The 16,837-nt window shown below is 61.3% G+C and carries 12 protein-coding genes and 2 riboswitches; of the genes, 4 read left to right on the top strand and 8 right to left on the bottom strand.

The window, feature by feature from the left end:
• Positions 1 to 140: 140 nt before the first annotated feature.
• From WA225_RS15735 to cobW, 5 genes are all read right to left on the bottom strand, one after another.
• Complete coding sequence (locus WA225_RS15735; protein ID WP_422608602.1) at positions 141 to 1,787, bottom strand: phospholipase D-like domain-containing protein; 1,647 nt, start codon at positions 1,785 to 1,787, stop codon at positions 141 to 143.
• Positions 1,788 to 1,895: 108 nt separating this feature from the next.
• Positions 1,896 to 2,540 carry a vWA domain-containing protein gene (locus tag WA225_RS15730; RefSeq protein ID WP_422608601.1) on the bottom strand — a complete coding sequence of 215 codons (645 nt, stop codon included), beginning with the start codon at positions 2,538 to 2,540 and terminating at the stop codon, positions 1,896 to 1,898.
• Positions 2,541 to 2,560: 20 nt separating this feature from the next.
• A complete protein-coding gene (locus tag WA225_RS15725) occupies positions 2,561 to 3,565 on the bottom strand; it encodes an ATP-binding protein (RefSeq protein ID WP_422608600.1) in 1,005 nt (334 codons plus the stop codon).
• Positions 3,566 to 3,788: 223 nt separating this feature from the next.
• Positions 3,789 to 7,637, bottom strand: a complete 3,849-nt coding sequence (cobN, locus tag WA225_RS15720) for a cobaltochelatase subunit CobN (protein WP_422608599.1) — start codon at positions 7,635 to 7,637, stop codon at positions 3,789 to 3,791.
• Positions 7,638 to 7,640: 3 nt separating this feature from the next.
• The gene (cobW, locus tag WA225_RS15715; RefSeq protein ID WP_034154301.1) at positions 7,641 to 8,714 is read right to left on the bottom strand and encodes a cobalamin biosynthesis protein CobW; all 1,074 of its coding nucleotides are present in this window, start codon (positions 8,712 to 8,714) and stop codon (positions 7,641 to 7,643) included.
• 99 nt (positions 8,715 to 8,813) lie between these two features.
• Positions 8,814 to 9,025, bottom strand: a riboswitch (cobalamin riboswitch).
• A 915-nt stretch (positions 9,026 to 9,940) separates the two neighbouring features.
• Positions 9,941 to 10,162: riboswitch (cobalamin riboswitch) on the top strand.
• Positions 10,163 to 10,285: 123 nt separating this feature from the next.
• Here cobW and WA225_RS15710 point away from each other — a divergent pair.
• The 4 genes from WA225_RS15710 (at position 10,286) to cobM (ending at position 12,434) form a co-directional block, all read left to right on the top strand.
• Positions 10,286 to 10,483, top strand: a complete 198-nt coding sequence (locus tag WA225_RS15710) for a CbtB domain-containing protein (RefSeq protein WP_034152302.1) — start codon at positions 10,286 to 10,288, stop codon at positions 10,481 to 10,483.
• A gap of 11 nt (positions 10,484 to 10,494) precedes the next feature.
• A complete protein-coding gene (locus tag WA225_RS15705; RefSeq protein WP_422608598.1) occupies positions 10,495 to 11,196 on the top strand; it encodes a CbtA family protein in 702 nt (233 codons plus the stop codon).
• Complete coding sequence (locus WA225_RS15700; protein ID WP_422608597.1) at positions 11,193 to 11,606, top strand: cobalamin biosynthesis protein; 414 nt, start codon at positions 11,193 to 11,195, stop codon at positions 11,604 to 11,606. Before WA225_RS15705 ends, WA225_RS15700 begins: the two co-directional genes overlap by 4 nt.
• Before the next feature lie 81 nt (positions 11,607 to 11,687).
• On the top strand, positions 11,688 to 12,434 hold the full coding sequence (cobM, locus tag WA225_RS15695) for a precorrin-4 C(11)-methyltransferase (protein WP_422608596.1): 747 nt from the start codon (positions 11,688 to 11,690) through the stop codon (positions 12,432 to 12,434).
• 144 nt (positions 12,435 to 12,578) lie between these two features.
• On the opposite strand, the gene nfuA is transcribed toward cobM, so the two are convergent.
• From nfuA to WA225_RS15680, 3 genes are all read right to left on the bottom strand, one after another.
• Entirely contained in the window at positions 12,579 to 13,163 is a 585-nt protein-coding gene (nfuA, locus tag WA225_RS15690; protein WP_007912592.1) for a Fe-S biogenesis protein NfuA, read from the bottom strand.
• Between the two features lie 57 nt (positions 13,164 to 13,220).
• Entirely contained in the window at positions 13,221 to 14,243 is a 1,023-nt protein-coding gene (locus WA225_RS15685; RefSeq protein ID WP_422608595.1) for an acyltransferase family protein, read from the bottom strand.
• Positions 14,244 to 14,423: 180 nt separating this feature from the next.
• A complete protein-coding gene (locus WA225_RS15680; RefSeq protein ID WP_422608594.1) occupies positions 14,424 to 16,706 on the bottom strand; it encodes a fatty acid cis/trans isomerase in 2,283 nt (760 codons plus the stop codon).
• Between the last annotated feature and the right edge of the window lie 131 nt (positions 16,707 to 16,837).

The raw sequence follows: 16,837 nt of genomic DNA, 5'->3' as shown, positions 1-16,837 counted from the left end.
GAGAGGGTGTTCATGCAAATCCTGAATGAAAAATGGCCTTGGAGCGTACAGGCTTTGGGAACATTTCCTACAGCGGCAAATCATTTCAAAATCTGTAAAACACATCGAATAGCCGCTGAAGGAGTTGTTCCAGCGCGCTATCAGCGCCCGGCAAAGCGCAACCGCGACAGCTGCCGCAAATCGCCTTCGAGGTAGTAATCGTTGGTCCAGCTGTCATCCACAGCCAACGGACTCACCTGCTTCAACGCCAGTTTCTTCGCGAAATAGCGAAAGCGGTAATGCTCGTAAAACCGCAGCAGTTCGAGGCCGTAACGATCCGCCAGGTCGGTGTCGCCGCGAATGATCAGATAGTTTTCGTCGTTGCCATTGCTCGCTGAAGCGCTGAGGTTGTGGCTGCCGCTGATGATCGTCGGCGCATCCGTGGTGAAGTCGGTGACCACCGCTTTGGTGTGCACCAGCAAGTTGCCCTTCTGGCCCTTCATGTTTTCGCGCAGCCAGCCTTCCAGACCGGTATTGAGCAATGCGGTGGCGGCGAATTCCGCCGTGCGGTCGGCGTGAAAACCGGTGATGCGGCTGGCGGTGTTCTGCAGGCCGTACCGCAGGATGTCGTCGTGGGGTTTGCCTAACAGAGCGTTGAGAATGCTGTCGGGCAAGGTAAACGCGGTGACGAACAACACGTCCTTGTGCGCCGCCTCGATGATCTCGACGAACTCACGCAGATCGGCACCGCCGGTGCGCGGCGAGAACCCGGCGGACAGCGGCTGTGTGGCGTCCATCGGGTTGTGCGCGGTGATCCAGTCACGCGTGGCACCGACGTCGGCAGGCGTGGCCCAGACCTCTTCGAAGGTGCGCAGATAACTCGCACTCACCGCCGCGTCTTCAAGAACATGCACCACGTTGGCCTGGCGATACACGCCGTTGGCGGTGAAATTGGTGCTGCCGCACAGGACCGCTTGCGGCGTGCGCTGACCGCCCTCGCCGACACGACTGAGAACAATGAATTTGTTGTGGAAAATGTTGTGGGTGATGCGCCCCCGTTTGCTGGTTGCCGGCAGTTTCGCCAGGCTCGCTTGGTTGATCGTGGTGTCTTCGTCATCCGGCCGGGCGTGATACAGCACGCGTACCTGCACGCCCCGCGCAAACGCGGCATCGACCGCGTCGACGATGACCTGCAACTGATATTCGTAGATCGCGATGTCCAGCGCCCACTGTGCGTCGACCGCGCGCTCGATAAACCCCAGCAGACGCCCGAGCAAACCATTTTCCAACCACTGTCGCGCGGCATCGGGCCAGGCTTCGATGGGCATGTTTTTGTTGGTGCTGATCTGTGCGTCGAGGTCGGGAAACTTGCGCTGAAACGCTTGGCTGGCGGCGACCGCGCGGTTGAAGATCACGCTTTGCGCGCTGGGCTGGCCATCGTCGCAAGTGATCGTCAGCTCCAGCGCTTCGCCCAGTAGCGGCGCATCCGGCGTGCCGTACGCCAAGTGCACCCGGTAATGGATCGTCATCCCCGGATTGGCCGCGTAATCGGCCCAGCGAAACTTCTGCAGCGGGGCTTTATCGCTTGGCGTGGCATGAAATTGCGCAAATGTGTGGGTTTTACCGGGGAAGGTCAGGCTGTTGAACAGGAACAACCAGGGTTTGGCGCCCTGCTGCTTTTCGATGGCGAAGCCGAGTAAACCCTGGCGGCGGGACTCGGCGAGGTCCATCGCCAGCAGTACACCGTTGGTGCCGGCGTAGGCCTTGACGCGGAAATCGTCCTGAGGGTTTTTGACCAAAACGCGCATCGCTCACTCCTTGTGATTGGGCTGGGTGCAGCATAGAGCATGGGATGCGGGTTTTGGTTGTTGGCTTCTAGACCGAGTCGATGCAATCGCGAGCAGACACAGAAAGTATCAGAAGCAAATCAGCTCATCGATATGTCGATACTCTGACCCCAACGCCTCAGCCAGATCCCTCGCCCGACCAAGCCGAATCGGCCCACGCTCGATATCAATCAACAATCCGCGACACGCCAGCGCCGGCAGTGCGCCGCAGTCTTTCAAGCGGCCATCCGTCACCACCAGCAAACGCTGCTGCTCGGCGGGAAAGCGTTTGCGTCGCAACGTCAGCCATTGCTGCGCCTCGGTTAATGCCGCCAGCAACGGAGTGCCGCCGCCCGCACCCAGTGTATCCAGCCACACGCGCAAACCGCTGGAGGCCTTCAAACCCTGCACCTGCCACTTCGGCGCCGAACCACTGGCAGTCAACAACGCCAACCGCGCACGCTGGCGGTAGGCGTCATCGAACAGTTGCGCGAGCAGACCTTTGGCATCGCTCAAGGCCTGATGGCGACGGGTAGAAGCCGAGGCATCGACGATCACCAGCCACAATTCATGTGGCGTGCGCGTGCGTTGCGCAAACAGCAGATCATCGCGGGTTTGCGGGCGGCCATTGAGCAGCGTTCCCGGCCAGTTCACCGTACCGCCAAGGGCAGCATGGCGCTTGCCCTGACGTCCGTGGTCCAGCTGTCCGGCGCGGGGTCTGGCATTCGCCCCCACTTCGGATCGGGGGCGAATGCCTAGGGCTTTTTTGGCCAGCTCGGCACTTCACGGCGCGCGCCGGTGGCGAGTGCCGGGGCCGGCATGTCGCCCCATTGGCCCTGCCCTTCGCTCGGCTCGGTCTGCGCGTTGCCTGGCGCTTGCGCCGGCGGTTGTTGTGGGCTGGATGCAGGCTGTTCGCGACGACGATGGCGCAAGGCGAATTCTGCGACGGCGTCGATATCCTCTTTCTCAATGGCGTCAGCACCACGCCACGCGGCATGTGCCCGCGCCGCGCGCAACCACACCAGATCGGCGCGCAAGCCATCGACGCCAGCAGCGAAGCAACGCTCGGTGATCTGCGCCAGTGCAGCGTCGTCCAGCGGAATGCTGGCCAAGGCATCGCGGGCGTTTTCGCAACGTTCGCGCAACGCTTGTTGCTGTGTTTCCCAATGCGCGCAAAACGCTTGCGGGTCGTGGTCGAAATCCAGTCGGCGGCGAATGATCTGCCCGCGCTCGGTCGGCACTGTGTGACCACTGAGGGCGACGTTCAAACCAAAACGGTCGAGCAATTGCGGACGCAACTCACCCTCTTCCGGGTTCATCGTGCCGATCAACACGAACCGCGCGGAATGCCGATGGGAGATACCGTCGCGCTCGATCAGGTTGGTGCCGCTGGCGGCGACGTCGAGCAACAGATCGACGAGGTGATCCGGCAACAGGTTGACCTCATCGACATAGAGCACGCCGCCGTCAGCCTTGGCCAACACACCGGGGGAAAATTGCGCGCGCCCGGCACTGAGCGCAGCGTCGAGGTCGAGGGTGCCGACCAGACGTTCTTCGGTGGCGCCCAGCGGCAAGGTGACGAACTGACCGCTGGCGAGCAGATCGGCCAAACCGCGAGCCAGGGTGGATTTGGCCATGCCGCGCGGGCCTTCGATGAGTACGCCGCCGATTTTCGGGTCGATGGCGGTGAGGCACAGGGCGAGCTTGAGGTCATCGGCGCCGACCACGGCGGAGAGCGGGAAATGCGGGGTGTCGGTCATTTGGGTTTTCTCTGTCGTGGTCTTTGGTGTGCTTGAGTGTTGTGGGGTGTCAGTTGGGTGGCCCTCACCCTAGCCCTCTCCCGGGGGGAGAGGGAACTGACCGAGGTGTTCTGGCGAATTACGCCGACTTGATATATCGAGTTGAACTTAAGTTTTGAACACCCCACAGATCGGCCCCCTCTCCCTCCGGGAGAGGGCTGGGGTGAGGGTAGCTTTTGACCGGCTACATATCTTCCTCGATATCCAGCAACAGATTCTCCAACGCCTCTTTATAAGCCCCCGGTTCCTGCCACATCCCGCGCTGCTGCGCCTCAATCATCCGTTCAGTCATATCGCGCAGCGCATGCGGATTATGCTCGCGAACAAACTCCCGCGTCGCCGGATCGAGCAAATATGCATCCGCCAACAACGCGTACTGGTGATCATCGATCAACTGCGTCGTCGCATCAAATGCGAACAGGTTGTCGACCGTCGCCGCCAGTTCGAACGCGCCTTTATAGCCGTGGCGCTTGACCCCGTCGATCCATTTCGGATTGGCCGCGCGCGAACGGATCACCCGGTTCAGCTCTTCTTTCAAGGTGCGGATCTTCGGCAGATCCGGTTGGCTGTGGTCGCCGTGATAACTGGCTGCAGCTTCACCGCGCAGGCTTTCCACGGCGGCGAGCATGCCGCCCTGGAACTGGTAATAGTCGTTGGAATCGAGCAAGTCGTGCTCGCGGTTATCCTGATTCTGCAGCACCGCTTGCACTTGGCTGAGGCGCTGGACGAACTGTTCGCGCGCGGCGGTGCCCTCGTCGGAGCCGCCATAGGCGTAGGCGCCCCAGTTGAGATAGACCTCGGCGAGGTCCTCGCGGGTCTGCCACAAACGCCCATCGATCGCGCCCTGCACACCGGCGCCATAGGCACCGGGCTTGGCGCCGAAGATTCGCCAACCGGCCTGACGCCGCGCGGTGTCTTCGTCGAGACCCGATTGCAGCAGCGCCTCGCGCTCGGCACGGACTTTGGCGGCCAATGGATTGAGATCGTCCGGTTCATCCAGCGCAGCCACTGCTTGCACGGCCGCGTCGAACAGGCGGATCAGGTTGGCAAACGCATCGCGGAAAAACCCGGACACGCGCAACGTGACATCCACACGCGGACGATCGAGCAGACTCAGCGGCAGGATCTCGAAATCATCGACGCGTTGACTGCCGGTGGCCCACACCGGACGCACGCCCATCAACGCCATGGCCTGGGCGATGTCATCGCCGCCGGTGCGCATGGTCGCCGTGCCCCACACGGATAAGCCGAGCTGGCGCAGGTGATCGCCGTGGTCCTGCAAATGGCGCTCAAGAATCAACGTCGCTGACTGGAAACCGATGCGCCAGGCGGTGGTGGTCGGCAGGTTGCGCACGTCGACCGAATAGAAATTGCGCCCGGTCGGCAGCACGTCGAGGCGCCCACGGCTTGGCGCACCGCTTGGGCCGGCAGGGACAAAGCGGCCGCTGAGGGCGTCGAGCAGACCGCGCATTTCGGCGGGGCCGCAGGCGTCCAGGCGTGGGGCGACGACTTCACGCAGGGATTGGATGATCGCATTTACATCAGACCACCCCGATCCCTGTGGGAGCGAGCTTGCTCGCGAAAGCTGCGTGTCAGTGAATGAAGTGTTGGCTGACACGACGCCTTCGCGAGCAAGCTCGCTCCCACAGGGATTGTGCAGGGCTTGGGAAATCAGCTGTGTGGCGAACAGTTCGAGGCGTTCGCGGGTGTCGCCAGCAGTGCGCCAAATCTCGTCGCTTTGAGATTGCAGCTCTGCGGGACGTGGGCCTGTCCATGGATCAGCCAGCGCGCAATCGAGCGGATCGAAACCCAGTTCGAATGCCTTGGCCAGCGCGCGCAGCAGACTCGATTGCGCACCCTTGCCGTCTCCGCGTGGAATCCGCAGCAACGCCAACAACGTATCAATGCGCAGTCGCCCGCTCGGCGACTCACCGAAAATATGCAAGCCATCGCGGATCTGCGATTCCTTCAGATCACACAGATACGTGTCCAGTCGCGGCAACCAGATTGCCGCGTCGGCATCACTGTCCAGCGCCGCGTCGAGTTGCAGTTCACGGTCGATCTGGGTATCGCGCACCAGTTGCAGAATGTCGCGCTGCAACTCCCGCGCGCGGCGTGGGTCGAGCAGTTGTGCTTCGTAATACTCGTCGGCGAGCAATTCCAGATTGCGCAACGGGCCGTAGGTTTCGGCGCGGGTCAGCGGTGGCATCAAGTGGTCGATGATCACCGCTTGCGTACGCCGCTTGGCCTGAGCGCCCTCACCCGGGTCGTTGACGATAAACGGATAGATGTTCGGCAGTGGCCCGAGCAATGCGTCCGGCCAGCAATTCTCCGACAACCCGACGCCTTTGCCCGGCAGCCATTCGAGGTTGCCGTGCTTACCGACGTGAATCACGCCGTGCGCGCCGTAAGTGTTGCGTAGCCAGAAATAGAACGCGAGATAGCCGTGCGGCGGCACCAGATCCGGGTCGTGATACACCGCGCTCGGGTCAACCTGATAGCCGCGCGCCGGCTGGATGCCGACAAAGGTCAGACCGAAACGAATGCCGGCGATCATCATCCGCCCGTCGCGGTACATCGGATCGTTTTCTGGCGTGCCCCAACGCGCAACCACAGCGGCACGATTGGCGTCGGGCAGTGCGTTGAACATCGTCAGGTAAGCGTCCATCGCCAGGCTTTGCTGGCAGGGGCGCAGATCAATCGTGTCGAGATCGTTGCTGACGCCGCCGAGCAATTGCTGAATCAACTCGGTGCCGCTATTCGGCAACTCTGCCGTAACCGGATAGCCGTCCGCCTGCAACGCGCGCAGAATATTCAGCGCCGCTGCCGGCGTGTCGAGACCGACGCCGTTGCCGATGCGTCCGTCGCGAGTCGGGTAGTTGGCGAGGATCAGCGCGATGCGTTTTTCGCCGTTCGGCACCCGTGCCAGAGCGCTCCAGCGCCGCGCCAGTTCGGCGACGAAATCCATGCGCTCGGGCTGCGCGCGATAGCAGACCACATCGGACTGACTGCGCTCGCTGCGCCAGGCCAGATCCTTGAAGCTGATCGGCCGGCTGATGATGCGCCCATCGAGTTCCGGCAAGGCAATGTGCATGGCCAGATCGCGTGGGCCAAGGCCCTGCTCGCTGGCGCGCCAGCCGGGCTCGTTGTCTTGCGCGCAGATCGCCTGAATCACCGGGATGTTGCGGCGAAACGGCCGCAAGTGCGGCGCCTCCGGGCTGGACTGGGCGAAACCGGTAGTGTTGAGAATCACCCCCGCCGCGACTTCGTCCAGCCAATCCTCGACCACCGTCAGGCAGCCGGGTTCTTTCAGACTGGCCACTGCGATCGGCAGCGGATTAAGCCCTGCCATCTGCAAGCGCTGGCAGAACACATCGATGAACGCGGTGTTCGCCGCTTGCAAGTGCGAGCGGTAAAACAACACCGCCGCCACCGGGTTCTCGGGCAGCCATTCGGCTTGCCAGTCACTCAGTGCGGCGGTGTTTTTTTGTGGATGGTAAATCGCCGTGCGCGGCAGGGTTTGCGGTTCGTCCCAAGCGTAATCGCGGGCGAGCCAACGGTTGGCCAGGCAGCGGAAGAAATCCAGCGCATTGCCCAGCCCGCCCTGACGCAAAAACTGCCAGAGGCGGTCGCGATCCTCGGCATTGACGGTGCTCAAGTCGCTGAGTTCCGGGTCCGGCCGATCATCGCCCGGCACCAGAATCACCTGCACGCCGCGCTCGGACAACTCGATCAGACGCTCGACGCCGTAACGCCAATAGGCGATGCCGCCGTGCAGCGAAATCAGGATCACCTTGGCGTGGCGCAGCACTTCATCGACGTACAGATCGACCGAAGCGTGATTCTGCACCTGCATCGGATTGGCCAGACGCAGGCTCGGATAATCTTCCGGCAACTGCTGCGCCGCTTCGGCGAGCAGCGCGAGGCTGGAGTCGCCGCTGCACAGGATCACCAGCTCGGCGGGGGTTTGTCCAAGGTCGGCAATGTTGTCATCCGAGACGAATCCGCCGGGCTGGGTCCTGAGCAGGTGCATGGCTTAAACGCTAAGCGCAGCGCGCAGTTGCGCTTCGAGTTGCGCGGCGTCGAGTTCCTGACCGATCAACACCAGACGCGTCACGCGCGCTTCATCGGCGCCCCACTGACGGTCGAAATGCTTGTCGAAACGCGTGCCCACACCCTGGATCAGCAAGCGCATTGGTTTGTTCGGGATGGCGGCGAAACCTTTGACGCGGAGGATGCCGTGCTTGACCACCAGTTGCGTCAGGGCGTCGAGGAGCAGGCTTTCGTCGGCTTGCGGCAGTTCGATGGAGATCGAATCGAAAGCGTCGTGATCGTGGTCATCGTGATCGTCATCGCCTTCACCGTGATGATGGTCGTGATGGCTGTGGCGGCTGTCGATGTGTTCTTCGGAACCGGCGCCGAGGCCGATCAACACGTCCAGTGGCAGGCGACCGTTGCTGGCTTCGATGATTTTCACCGCCGGTGGCAGCTCTTCGGCGACTTCAGCGCGCACGCGAGCGAGGTCTTCCGGGCTGGTCTGGTCGGCCTTGTTCAGGATGACGAGGTCGGCGCTGGCCAGTTGGTCGGCGAACAACTCGTGCAGTGGCGATTCGTGATCAAGGTTCGGGTCTAGTTTGCGCTGGGCATCGACCTGATCCGGGAACGCGGCGAAGGTACCGGCGGCCACAGCCGGGCTGTCGACCACGGTGATCACCGCGTCAACGGTGCAGGCGCTGCGGATTTCCGGCCACTGGAAGGCTTGCACCAACGGTTTTGGCAGGGCCAGGCCCGAGGTTTCGATGAGGATGTGGTCGAGATCGCCGCGACGCGCGACCAGTTCGCGCATCACCGGGAAGAACTCTTCCTGAACGGTGCAGCACAGGCAGCCGTTGGCCAATTCGTAAACGCGGCCGGTGGCTTCTTCTTCGGTGCAGCCGATGGTGCATTGTTTGAGGATTTCACCGTCGATGCCCAACTCGCCAAACTCGTTGACGATCACCGCGATGCGACGGCCCTGAGCGTTGTCGAGCATGTGGCGCAGCAATGTAGTTTTGCCCGAGCCGAGGAAGCCGGTGACGATGGTGACGGGGAGTTTGGCCAGTGTTTTCATCGGTATGCCCTTTGGCAAGCGGCGGGCATACGGGACGAGAACCGGCCACGCGCGTGCGCGCCGGAAGCGTTCGCCACCGGATCACCCCGCCCGGTTGTAGTGAGAATCTGTGTCGAGGCAGGTCTCCTGGCTGACGGTGTTCAGGCGTTGGGCCTGGCGTTTGCTGCGCCTTCCCGCTGGCTCATCGATTGAGCTGGCAGTGGCGTGGCAGCGAACAGCACCGTTCACAGTTGCGGGGGCAGCCGCGGCATTGACCGCGTTCCCTTCTTAGCTTCGGCGTGGGCCGAAGAACCTCGAAAGCGCAAGGCTACGCATCGGGTGGTTATGGGTCAATGGGTTGGGGTTTGGTTTTGGGGGCATATCCGTTGCTGCGGGTGCCGCCGCTGGCGGTTTCGCTCTTACAGCGAGTCACCTTTTCCAAACGCCGAAAAGGTAACCCAAAAGGCTTGGCCCCGGCGTACGGCACTTCGCTGAGGCTCAGTGTTCCCTCGCTACGGTGTCCATCCGGGGACATCGCCTACGGTTTGCTTCGCTGCACCTCCTCTCGATGTGTGCGGCTGCGCCGCACGGCGCTGCGCGCCTGATCCCCGGATGAACACCTTCGCTCGGCCTGCCGAAGGGGCTTAAGATCAAAAGCCAAAGCTAAAGCCAAAGCTAAAGCCAAAGCCAAAGCCAGATCAAGAGCCCCTCACCCTAGCCCTCTCCCGGAGGGAAAGGGGATTGAACGCAGTGTTTGGGAGAGCTACGCCGACTTGCGATACCGAGTTGAACGCAAATTTTGAGAGGCACACCATCAGCTCCCTCTCCCTCGGGAGAGGCCTGGGGTGAGGGAAAAATCCACCACCAATCCAAAGCCGACCACGCTGTGCTCCTCACCACTCAATAGGCCGAGTGTCAGCTCGCCTGCTCTTGATCTTGATCTCGGAGCCCGTCGGCAGGCTGAGCGGAGGGATTGATCCGGGGTGGGAGCGCAGCGACCGTTTGGCGCAGCCAAACACATCGAGAGGAGGTGCAGCGAAGCAAACCGTAGGCGATGAACCCCGGATCAATCCCGCAGCGAAGGAACCCGAGCCACAGCGAGGGCCGAACGTCAGGGCAAAGCCTTTTTGGTTACTTTTTCGGCGTCTGGAAAAAGTGACCCGCCGTAAGGGCGGAACCCTAATCAGCAACACCCGCAGCAACGGATATACACCCAAAAATTGACCAAAACCCCACCCCCATGCTCTCCTACACAACTTGTTACGGGTGCCCTTCACGGGGTGAAACGGGAAACCGGTGAATCATGTGCTTTACTCAAGCCCATGTCAGTCCGGTGCTGCCCCCGCAACGGTAAGCGAGCGAAGCGTCAAAACCACTGTGCCGGCAAGGCATGGGAAGGTGACGCTTGCAGGTCGGCCTGACGCCAACCCCTCGTGAGCCCGGAGACCGGCCCGCAACACACAGCGCGCATTTGTGCGTCGCTGAACATAACAAACCCGCGGTGGGCGGGCGCTGTTCGAACCTCTGCGCGCCTGACCCGCAGGGGTTTTCATGCGCTCGATTCACCCGCTGACACTCCAGAGGGAAGCGCCATGTCGATCATCAGCAGCACCGGCAGCAACACCGACAAAATCTCCAGCACCGCCACACTGAGCCAACGCCTGAGCGCCGCGATCTTCGCGTCGATCCTCGGCGCCAGCCTGGTCTACTTCGCCGGCTTCTCGCACATCGAAGCGGTGCACAACGCCGCCCACGATACCCGCCACAGCGCCGCGTTCCCGTGCCACTGAGACCTGCCGACATGATCAAGCGTATTGTGCAAACCGCAGGTTTCACCGGTCTGCTGGCCGCCCTGCTCCTCACCCTGCTGCAAAGCTTCTGGGTCTCGCCGCTGATTCTACAAGCGGAAACCTTCGAGAAAGCCGAGCCCGTCGCCGTGCATGAACACGCCGAAGGCGCCATGGCCGGTCACAGCCACGACGCCGAAGCCTGGGAGCCGGAAGACGGCTGGCAGCGCGTGGTCTCGACCACCGGCGGTAATCTGGTGGTGGCTGTCGGTTTCGCCCTGATGCTCGCCGGCCTCTACACCCTGCGCGCCCCGACCAAAACCTCGCAAGGCCTGCTCTGGGGCCTGGCCGGTTACGCCACCTTCGTCCTCGCTCCCACCCTGGGCCTGCCGCCTGAATTGCCGGGCACCGCAGCGGCTGATCTGGCCTCGCGCCAAATGTGGTGGATCGGTACGGCGGCGTCGACCGCAGTCGGCCTGGCACTGATCGTGTTCAGCCGCCACTGGCTGATGAAAGTCCTTGGGGTGGCGATCCTCGCTGTGCCGCACGTGATCGGCGCACCGCAGCCGCAAGTGCATTCGATGCTCGCACCCGAGGCATTGGAAGCGCAGTTCAAAATCGCTTCGCAGCTGACCAACGTCGCGTTCTGGCTGGCCCTCGGCCTGATCAGCGCCTGGTTGTTCCGCCGCAAAAGCGCGGGCCAATACCACGCATGACCAATGACAGCGCAGCGCCGACCTTCGTGGTCGGCCTGGGCTGCCAGCGCGGCTGCCCGGCCAGCACGCTGCGCGCGTTACTTGATCAGGCGTTACAGGCGCATCGGATTGAGCTGCAAACGGTCAAGGCCTTGGCCAGTATCGACCTGAAGCGCGATGAACCCGGTCTACAGGAACTCGCCGCACAACTGGCGCTGCCGCTGCTGTATTTCAGCAGCGAGGAATTGGCCAGTTATCAGGAACGACTCAGCCACCGTTCCGAGATCGCCTACGAACGCACCGGTTGCTACGGCGTTGCCGAAAGTGCCGCACTGGCCCTCGCCGAACAGTTGATTCAAGCCCCGGCAAAACTGCTGATTTCCCGGCAAAAATACGCTCAGGCAACACTGGCATTGGCCGGCGCTGCGTAAAATCCCGATAATCCCCGCCATTGATCATGAGCGTTGTTCATCTGCAACGCGGTCGTGCCCTCTTTTACTCAGGATTCAACGATGACCGTCTACTTCATCGGCGCCGGCCCCGGCGACCCGGAACTGATCACTGTCAAAGGCCAGCGTCTGATCCGCAGTTGCCCGGTGATTATCTACGCAGGTTCACTGGTGCCGGCGGCGGTACTCGACGGCCATTCGGCTGAAACGGTGGTCAACAGCGCTGAATTGCACCTGGAACAGATCATCGATTTGATCAAAACCGCGCACGCCCAGGGCCAGGATGTGGCGCGGGTGCACTCCGGCGATCCGAGTCTTTATGGCGCTATCGGTGAGCAGATCCGTTATCTGCGCGAGCTGAATGTCCCGTTCGAGATCATTCCCGGTGTGACGGCAACGGCAGCGTGTGCCGCGCTACTGGGCGCAGAACTGACCCTGCCAGACGTGTCGCAAAGCGTGATTCTGACCCGCTACGCCGACAAGACCGCGATGCCGGCAGGCGAAGAACTCGGCAGTCTGGCGCAGCACGGCGCGACCATGGCCATTCATCTGGGCGTTAATCATCTGGATAAGATTCTGGCCGAACTGTTGCCGCACTACGGCGCGGATTGCCCGATTGCGGTGATTCACCGAGCAACATGGCCGGATCAGGATTGGGTAGTCGGGACGCTGGCGGATATCGCCGGAAAGGTCGAGGCCAAAGGGTTTCGGCGTACGGCGTTGATTCTGGTGGGTCGGGTGTTGGGCAGTGAGGTGTTCAGCGAGTCATCGTTGTATCGCGCCGGGCATGCGCATCTCTATCGCCCATGAAGCCGCCTTCGCGAGCAAGCTCGCTCCCACATTTGGAATGCGATCAAATGTGGGAGTGAGCTTGCTCGCGAAGGCGTCGGTACATTTCACCCATAAAAAAACGGCGCTCACGGGGCGCCGTTTTTCATGTCCGCAGCGAACACCTTAGTAGTAGGCGTTTTCTTTCTGCGTGTGGTCGGTCACGTCGCGAACGCCTTTCAGTTCAGGGATGCGCTCGAGCAGTGTGCGCTCGATGCCTTCCTTCAAGGTCACGTCCGCCTGGCCGCAGCCCTGGCAACCGCCACCGAACTGCAGCACGGCGATGCCGTCTTCAACCACATCGATCAGGCTGACCTGACCGCCGTGGCTGGCCAGCCCCGGGTTGATTTCGGTTTGCAGGTAATAGTTGATGCGCTCGTTGACCGGGCTGTCGGCGTTGACCATCGGTACTTTGGCGTTTGGCGCCTTGATGGTCAGTTGACCGCCCATACGGTCGGTGGCGTAGTCGACAACGGCGTCATCGAGAAACGCTTCGCTGAAGTGATCGATATACGCGGTGAAGCTTTTCAGCCCCAGCGCGGTGTCTTCAGGTTTTTCTTCGCCCGGCTTGCAGTAGGCAATGCAGGTTTCGGCGTACTGGGTGCCAGGCTGGGTGATGAAGACGCGGATGCCGATGCCCGGGGTGTTCTGCTTGGAAAGCAGATCGGCCAGGTAATCGTGGGCGGCGTCGGTAATGGTAATAGCGGTCATGGAAACTCCTCGCAGGCTTGGGCGCAGTTTACGCCAATCATTGCGCCGGACAAAGTCCTAGTATTTTTGTCGGGAAAGATTCTCGTCGGGCTTCTCGTCGACCTGCGACTTGAGCCAATGGTAACTGCGCTTTTCCACCCATTCGTAGCTCAACCACGAGCCGATGCCGATCGTCAGCGCACACACGGCGAACATCAAATACGGGTTGATCGCGTAGCGCTGCGCGACAAATCCACCCGCCGACAGCACCAGAACGTGCATCAGATACACCGAATACGAGCAATCGCCGAGCAGTTTGAGCACCCGGCTGCGCTCGACATAACGCTCAAGTGAGATACACGCCATCACCAGCACTGCGCTCGGCACGCCCCAGTTCAGCAGCCGTGGCGCCGGTGCCAAGTGGTAGATCGTCAACAATGCCGCGCCGATCGCCAGCAGCGGCAACCACAGGCCGGCGCCGATCCAGCCCCGGCGATAAAGCATGCCGATGCCAATCCCCAGCAGAAACTCGTAGACGATGTCCGAGCGATAGAACTGACTGATCCAGCCAAACCCGGTCCAGGTCTGACACACGGCAAACAACAGCGCCGCGACCACCAGCAAGCGCACCTGCAAGCGAAACAACAGCGCCCAGGCAAACAGCAGATAGAAGAGCATTTCGTAATTGAGCGTCCAGCCGACATTCAGCGTCGGATAGATACCGTAACCGCCGGGGTTCTCAGTCGGGATGAACAATAACGACAGCAGCAAATGCGGCCAGTCCACCGTTTGATCCGGCAGCAACGGCTGGGCAAACACCACCAGCAGCGCCATCAGCAGCGTGTACAGCCAATACGCCGGGACGATGCGAAACAGCCGGTACAGCAGAAACCGCGCCGGCGGCAACGGTTTGCTCTCGGTAGACAGGAAGATCACCAGCCCGCTGATGACAAAGAAGATATCGACGCCCACCGCGCCTTTGTCGATGAACAGTTGCCCGATCGGCCCGCGTGCCTGGAAGTCGAAGAAAATCTGCATGAAGTGGTGGCAGACCACCGTCCACGCTGCAAGCGCACGCAAGGCTTGCACTGAAATCAACATCGGCCGCTCCCGCTAACATTTGCAAAAACACCACTTCACCCTGTGGGAGCGAGCCTGCTCGCGAAAGCGACGGCACATTCAGTATATCGGTGCCTGACACTCCGCCTTCGCGAGCAAGCTCGCTCCCACAGGGGATTTGTGTGTTACCTGAAGCTATGACAGTCGGCCTGTTTCAAACGATCAAAGATTCTCGTAGCGGTTCATGTCCAGCACGCCCTCTTCCACCGGATCGGTTTCGTGGATGTACTGACTCAGGTCGTGGAAATACAACCAGAATTGCGGATGACTGCGACGAATCCCCCAACGTTCGACGATTTTCTCGAAGCGGTTGGCATCCTTGGCGTTCTCCATCGCATCGACAAACGCCGGCACCTGATCGGCCGGAATGTTGAAGATGAAATTCGGATAACTGCTGAGCACGCCCGGGTAAATCGTGAGGGTGTCCAGCCCCGGCTGGTAGCGCAGGGATTCACCGAGCAAGAATGCCACGTTGCTGTGCGCGCGGTTGCGCAACAGGCTGTAGACCTCGCGTTTGCCGCTGGCAGTTTCAATGCGCAGCATGGTCGCTTCCGGCAGTTGGTCGATGACCTTCAAACCGGCGGCCGGGCGCGAGGTCAGGCGACTCAGCGCCTGTTCGGCATTTTGCAGCGCCGGCTCGATGTTCGGCCGCGAGCAGTAAGCGCCATCGCAACGGTTGATCGGATCGGGCCGTGCATTGAGATCGCCGTAACGCGCGAGTAATTGCATGGCGAAGTCGTATTTCGGGTCTTTTTCGTCGAGCTTCAGCGCGGTCGGCTTATCGTCGTCAATCGCCTCATAATCGAGCCACATCTTGAACTGGCCGCTGCTCTGATACCAATCGTCGAGGTAATCCTCACGGGAATCGGCCGGCATCAGGCGCAGGAAGTTTTGCTCGGCGCCATTGCGGATCAGGTCGAAATACAGGCGGGTTTGCGCCTGATGCGAGACGTTGCCGAACACATCAAAGTTGACCGCCAACTGGTAATAGGTGCGCTCGAGCAAGGGATAGTCAAACAGCCACATCGTTTGCGGCACCTCGCCGATCAGGCCTTTGCTCACCGAGGCGCTGTCGAAGTGGCGGAAAATACTCAGCAACGCGTTGTCGTTGCCCGCCCACAGCGTCGACCAGCTCGGCGCCGGTTGATCGGCATAACTGTCGCGGCGCAAAGCCTCGTACTCGTTACGCTTGTCGCGGTAGTTGTGCCACAGGCTGAGGACGCTGCCGACATCGTCGTTCTGCCCCGGCATCGCCAACAACGGCGTAGTTTGGCCACGATATTTCGGGTCGGTGATATACAGGTCGTGTTCCGGTGCCTGGAACAGTGCCCAGAAGTTATCGCGGATCACGTCCGTGGCGATCTGCCCCCGGCACACCGGGCCGCGAATAAAGGTGCGGACGAAGTATTCAGCGTTGTCGAGCATGAACTGATAACGCGCCTGCGCCGGAATCGCTTCGAACGTCGCGAATGGATTGGCGCGGCTCTGCGGGCCGTAACCGGGCAGCGCATTGACCTGCCAATTGCCGCTGTAAAACAGGCTTTTGACCCGCGCCATCTTCGCCGCGCTCAGCGGATAGGTGATGTGGGTTTTATGCACAATCACGCCCTGCACCGGCCACAAGCGGTAATACACCTGAGTGCCCGGATCATCGTTGGGGCGACGGGTGGCGATCAGGTCGATCGGCTGACCGCTCGGTGTACGCGAACGCACCCACTGAAAATAATGCCCCGGCTCGCCATCCTTGAAATAGAGGTGTGCGAGATACCAGTGCTCGTACAACCAGCGGCCGACCAGACTTTGCCGTGCGCCGGGGGCGTTGAGCAGGTTTTCCCACTGGACGATCTGCAGCGCCTCTTTGGCGCTCGGTGCCAAGCCTTGTTCATCAATCGGCGCACCAGAGGCCAGCCAGCGCTGCAGCGTCTGATATTGCTGATCGGTCAGCCCGGTGACCGCCAGCGGCATGCCTTCTTTCGGATGAGCGCCGGCGTAGCCTTCGAACTCGGCGGGCAGCGCGCACATGTTCTCGCGATTCAGGCCCAGCACGATGTCTTGCGGGAGTTTGGCGTTCGGTGTCAGCGGCGTCTTGTGCCCGAGTTCGAGCATGCGCGCCATCAGCGCCGCCTGACTGCCCTGCGCATCGAGCACTGAATAGAAGTCTTTCTGCTGCCAGGCACGTTTGCCAAAGGCGTCGTAGAACAGCCGAGTAGTCGGTGCCGCTTGGGTGCGCTCGCCATCGTAGACCGGCATCTTGCTCGCGCCCCGGGCCGCGCCCTCGCCACTGCCCAGATTGAGCTGACAGGCCGAGTCGTAGCACGCATGGCAGGCCACGCACTTCTCGGTGAAGATCGGTTGAATATCACGGCTGTACGAGATCGTGGGCTCTTGCGCCACGGCGCCCCAGCTGAGAAACAGCAACACAAAACCAATGAAGCAGTAAGACATGCTGCTGATCCCGATTGTAAAAAAACGCCGCGATTCTACAGTATGACGCTCGTACCAACATGAGCGATATTCATGCAAAAGCCCCGCATGCTCCAAAAGCGCACAGGTTTGCTATGATCCCGCTCCTTCGT

Origin of the sequence: Pseudomonas sp. (assembly GCF_049300855.1) — a bacterium.
GTDB lineage: Bacteria > Pseudomonadota > Gammaproteobacteria > Pseudomonadales > Pseudomonadaceae > Aquipseudomonas.
The sequence above is the reverse complement of the archived record's forward strand: the minus strand, read 5'-3'. Positions and strand labels throughout refer to the sequence as shown.

Excerpts from the sequence above, each read along its gene's own strand:
- WA225_RS15700 (WP_422608597.1), top strand. The coding sequence starts at position 11,193 with ATGACCAATGACAGCGCAGCGCCGACCTTCGTGGTCGGCCTGGGCTGC.
- nfuA (WP_007912592.1), bottom strand. The coding sequence starts at position 13,163 with ATGACCGCTATTACCATTACCGACGCCGCCCACGATTACCTGGCCGAT.
- WA225_RS15685 (WP_422608595.1), bottom strand. The coding sequence starts at position 14,243 with ATGTTGATTTCAGTGCAAGCCTTGCGTGCGCTTGCAGCGTGGACGGTG.
- WA225_RS15735 (WP_422608602.1), bottom strand. The coding sequence starts at position 1,787 with ATGCGCGTTTTGGTCAAAAACCCTCAGGACGATTTCCGCGTCAAGGCC.
- WA225_RS15680 (WP_422608594.1), bottom strand. The coding sequence starts at position 16,706 with ATGTCTTACTGCTTCATTGGTTTTGTGTTGCTGTTTCTCAGCTGGGGC.
- cobW (WP_034154301.1), bottom strand. The coding sequence starts at position 8,714 with ATGAAAACACTGGCCAAACTCCCCGTCACCATCGTCACCGGCTTCCTC.
- cobN (WP_422608599.1), bottom strand. The coding sequence starts at position 7,637 with ATGCACCTGCTCAGGACCCAGCCCGGCGGATTCGTCTCGGATGACAAC.
- cobM (WP_422608596.1), top strand. The coding sequence starts at position 11,688 with ATGACCGTCTACTTCATCGGCGCCGGCCCCGGCGACCCGGAACTGATC.
- WA225_RS15725 (WP_422608600.1), bottom strand. The coding sequence starts at position 3,565 with ATGACCGACACCCCGCATTTCCCGCTCTCCGCCGTGGTCGGCGCCGAT.
- WA225_RS15705 (WP_422608598.1), top strand. The coding sequence starts at position 10,495 with ATGATCAAGCGTATTGTGCAAACCGCAGGTTTCACCGGTCTGCTGGCC.
- WA225_RS15710 (WP_034152302.1), top strand. The coding sequence starts at position 10,286 with ATGTCGATCATCAGCAGCACCGGCAGCAACACCGACAAAATCTCCAGC.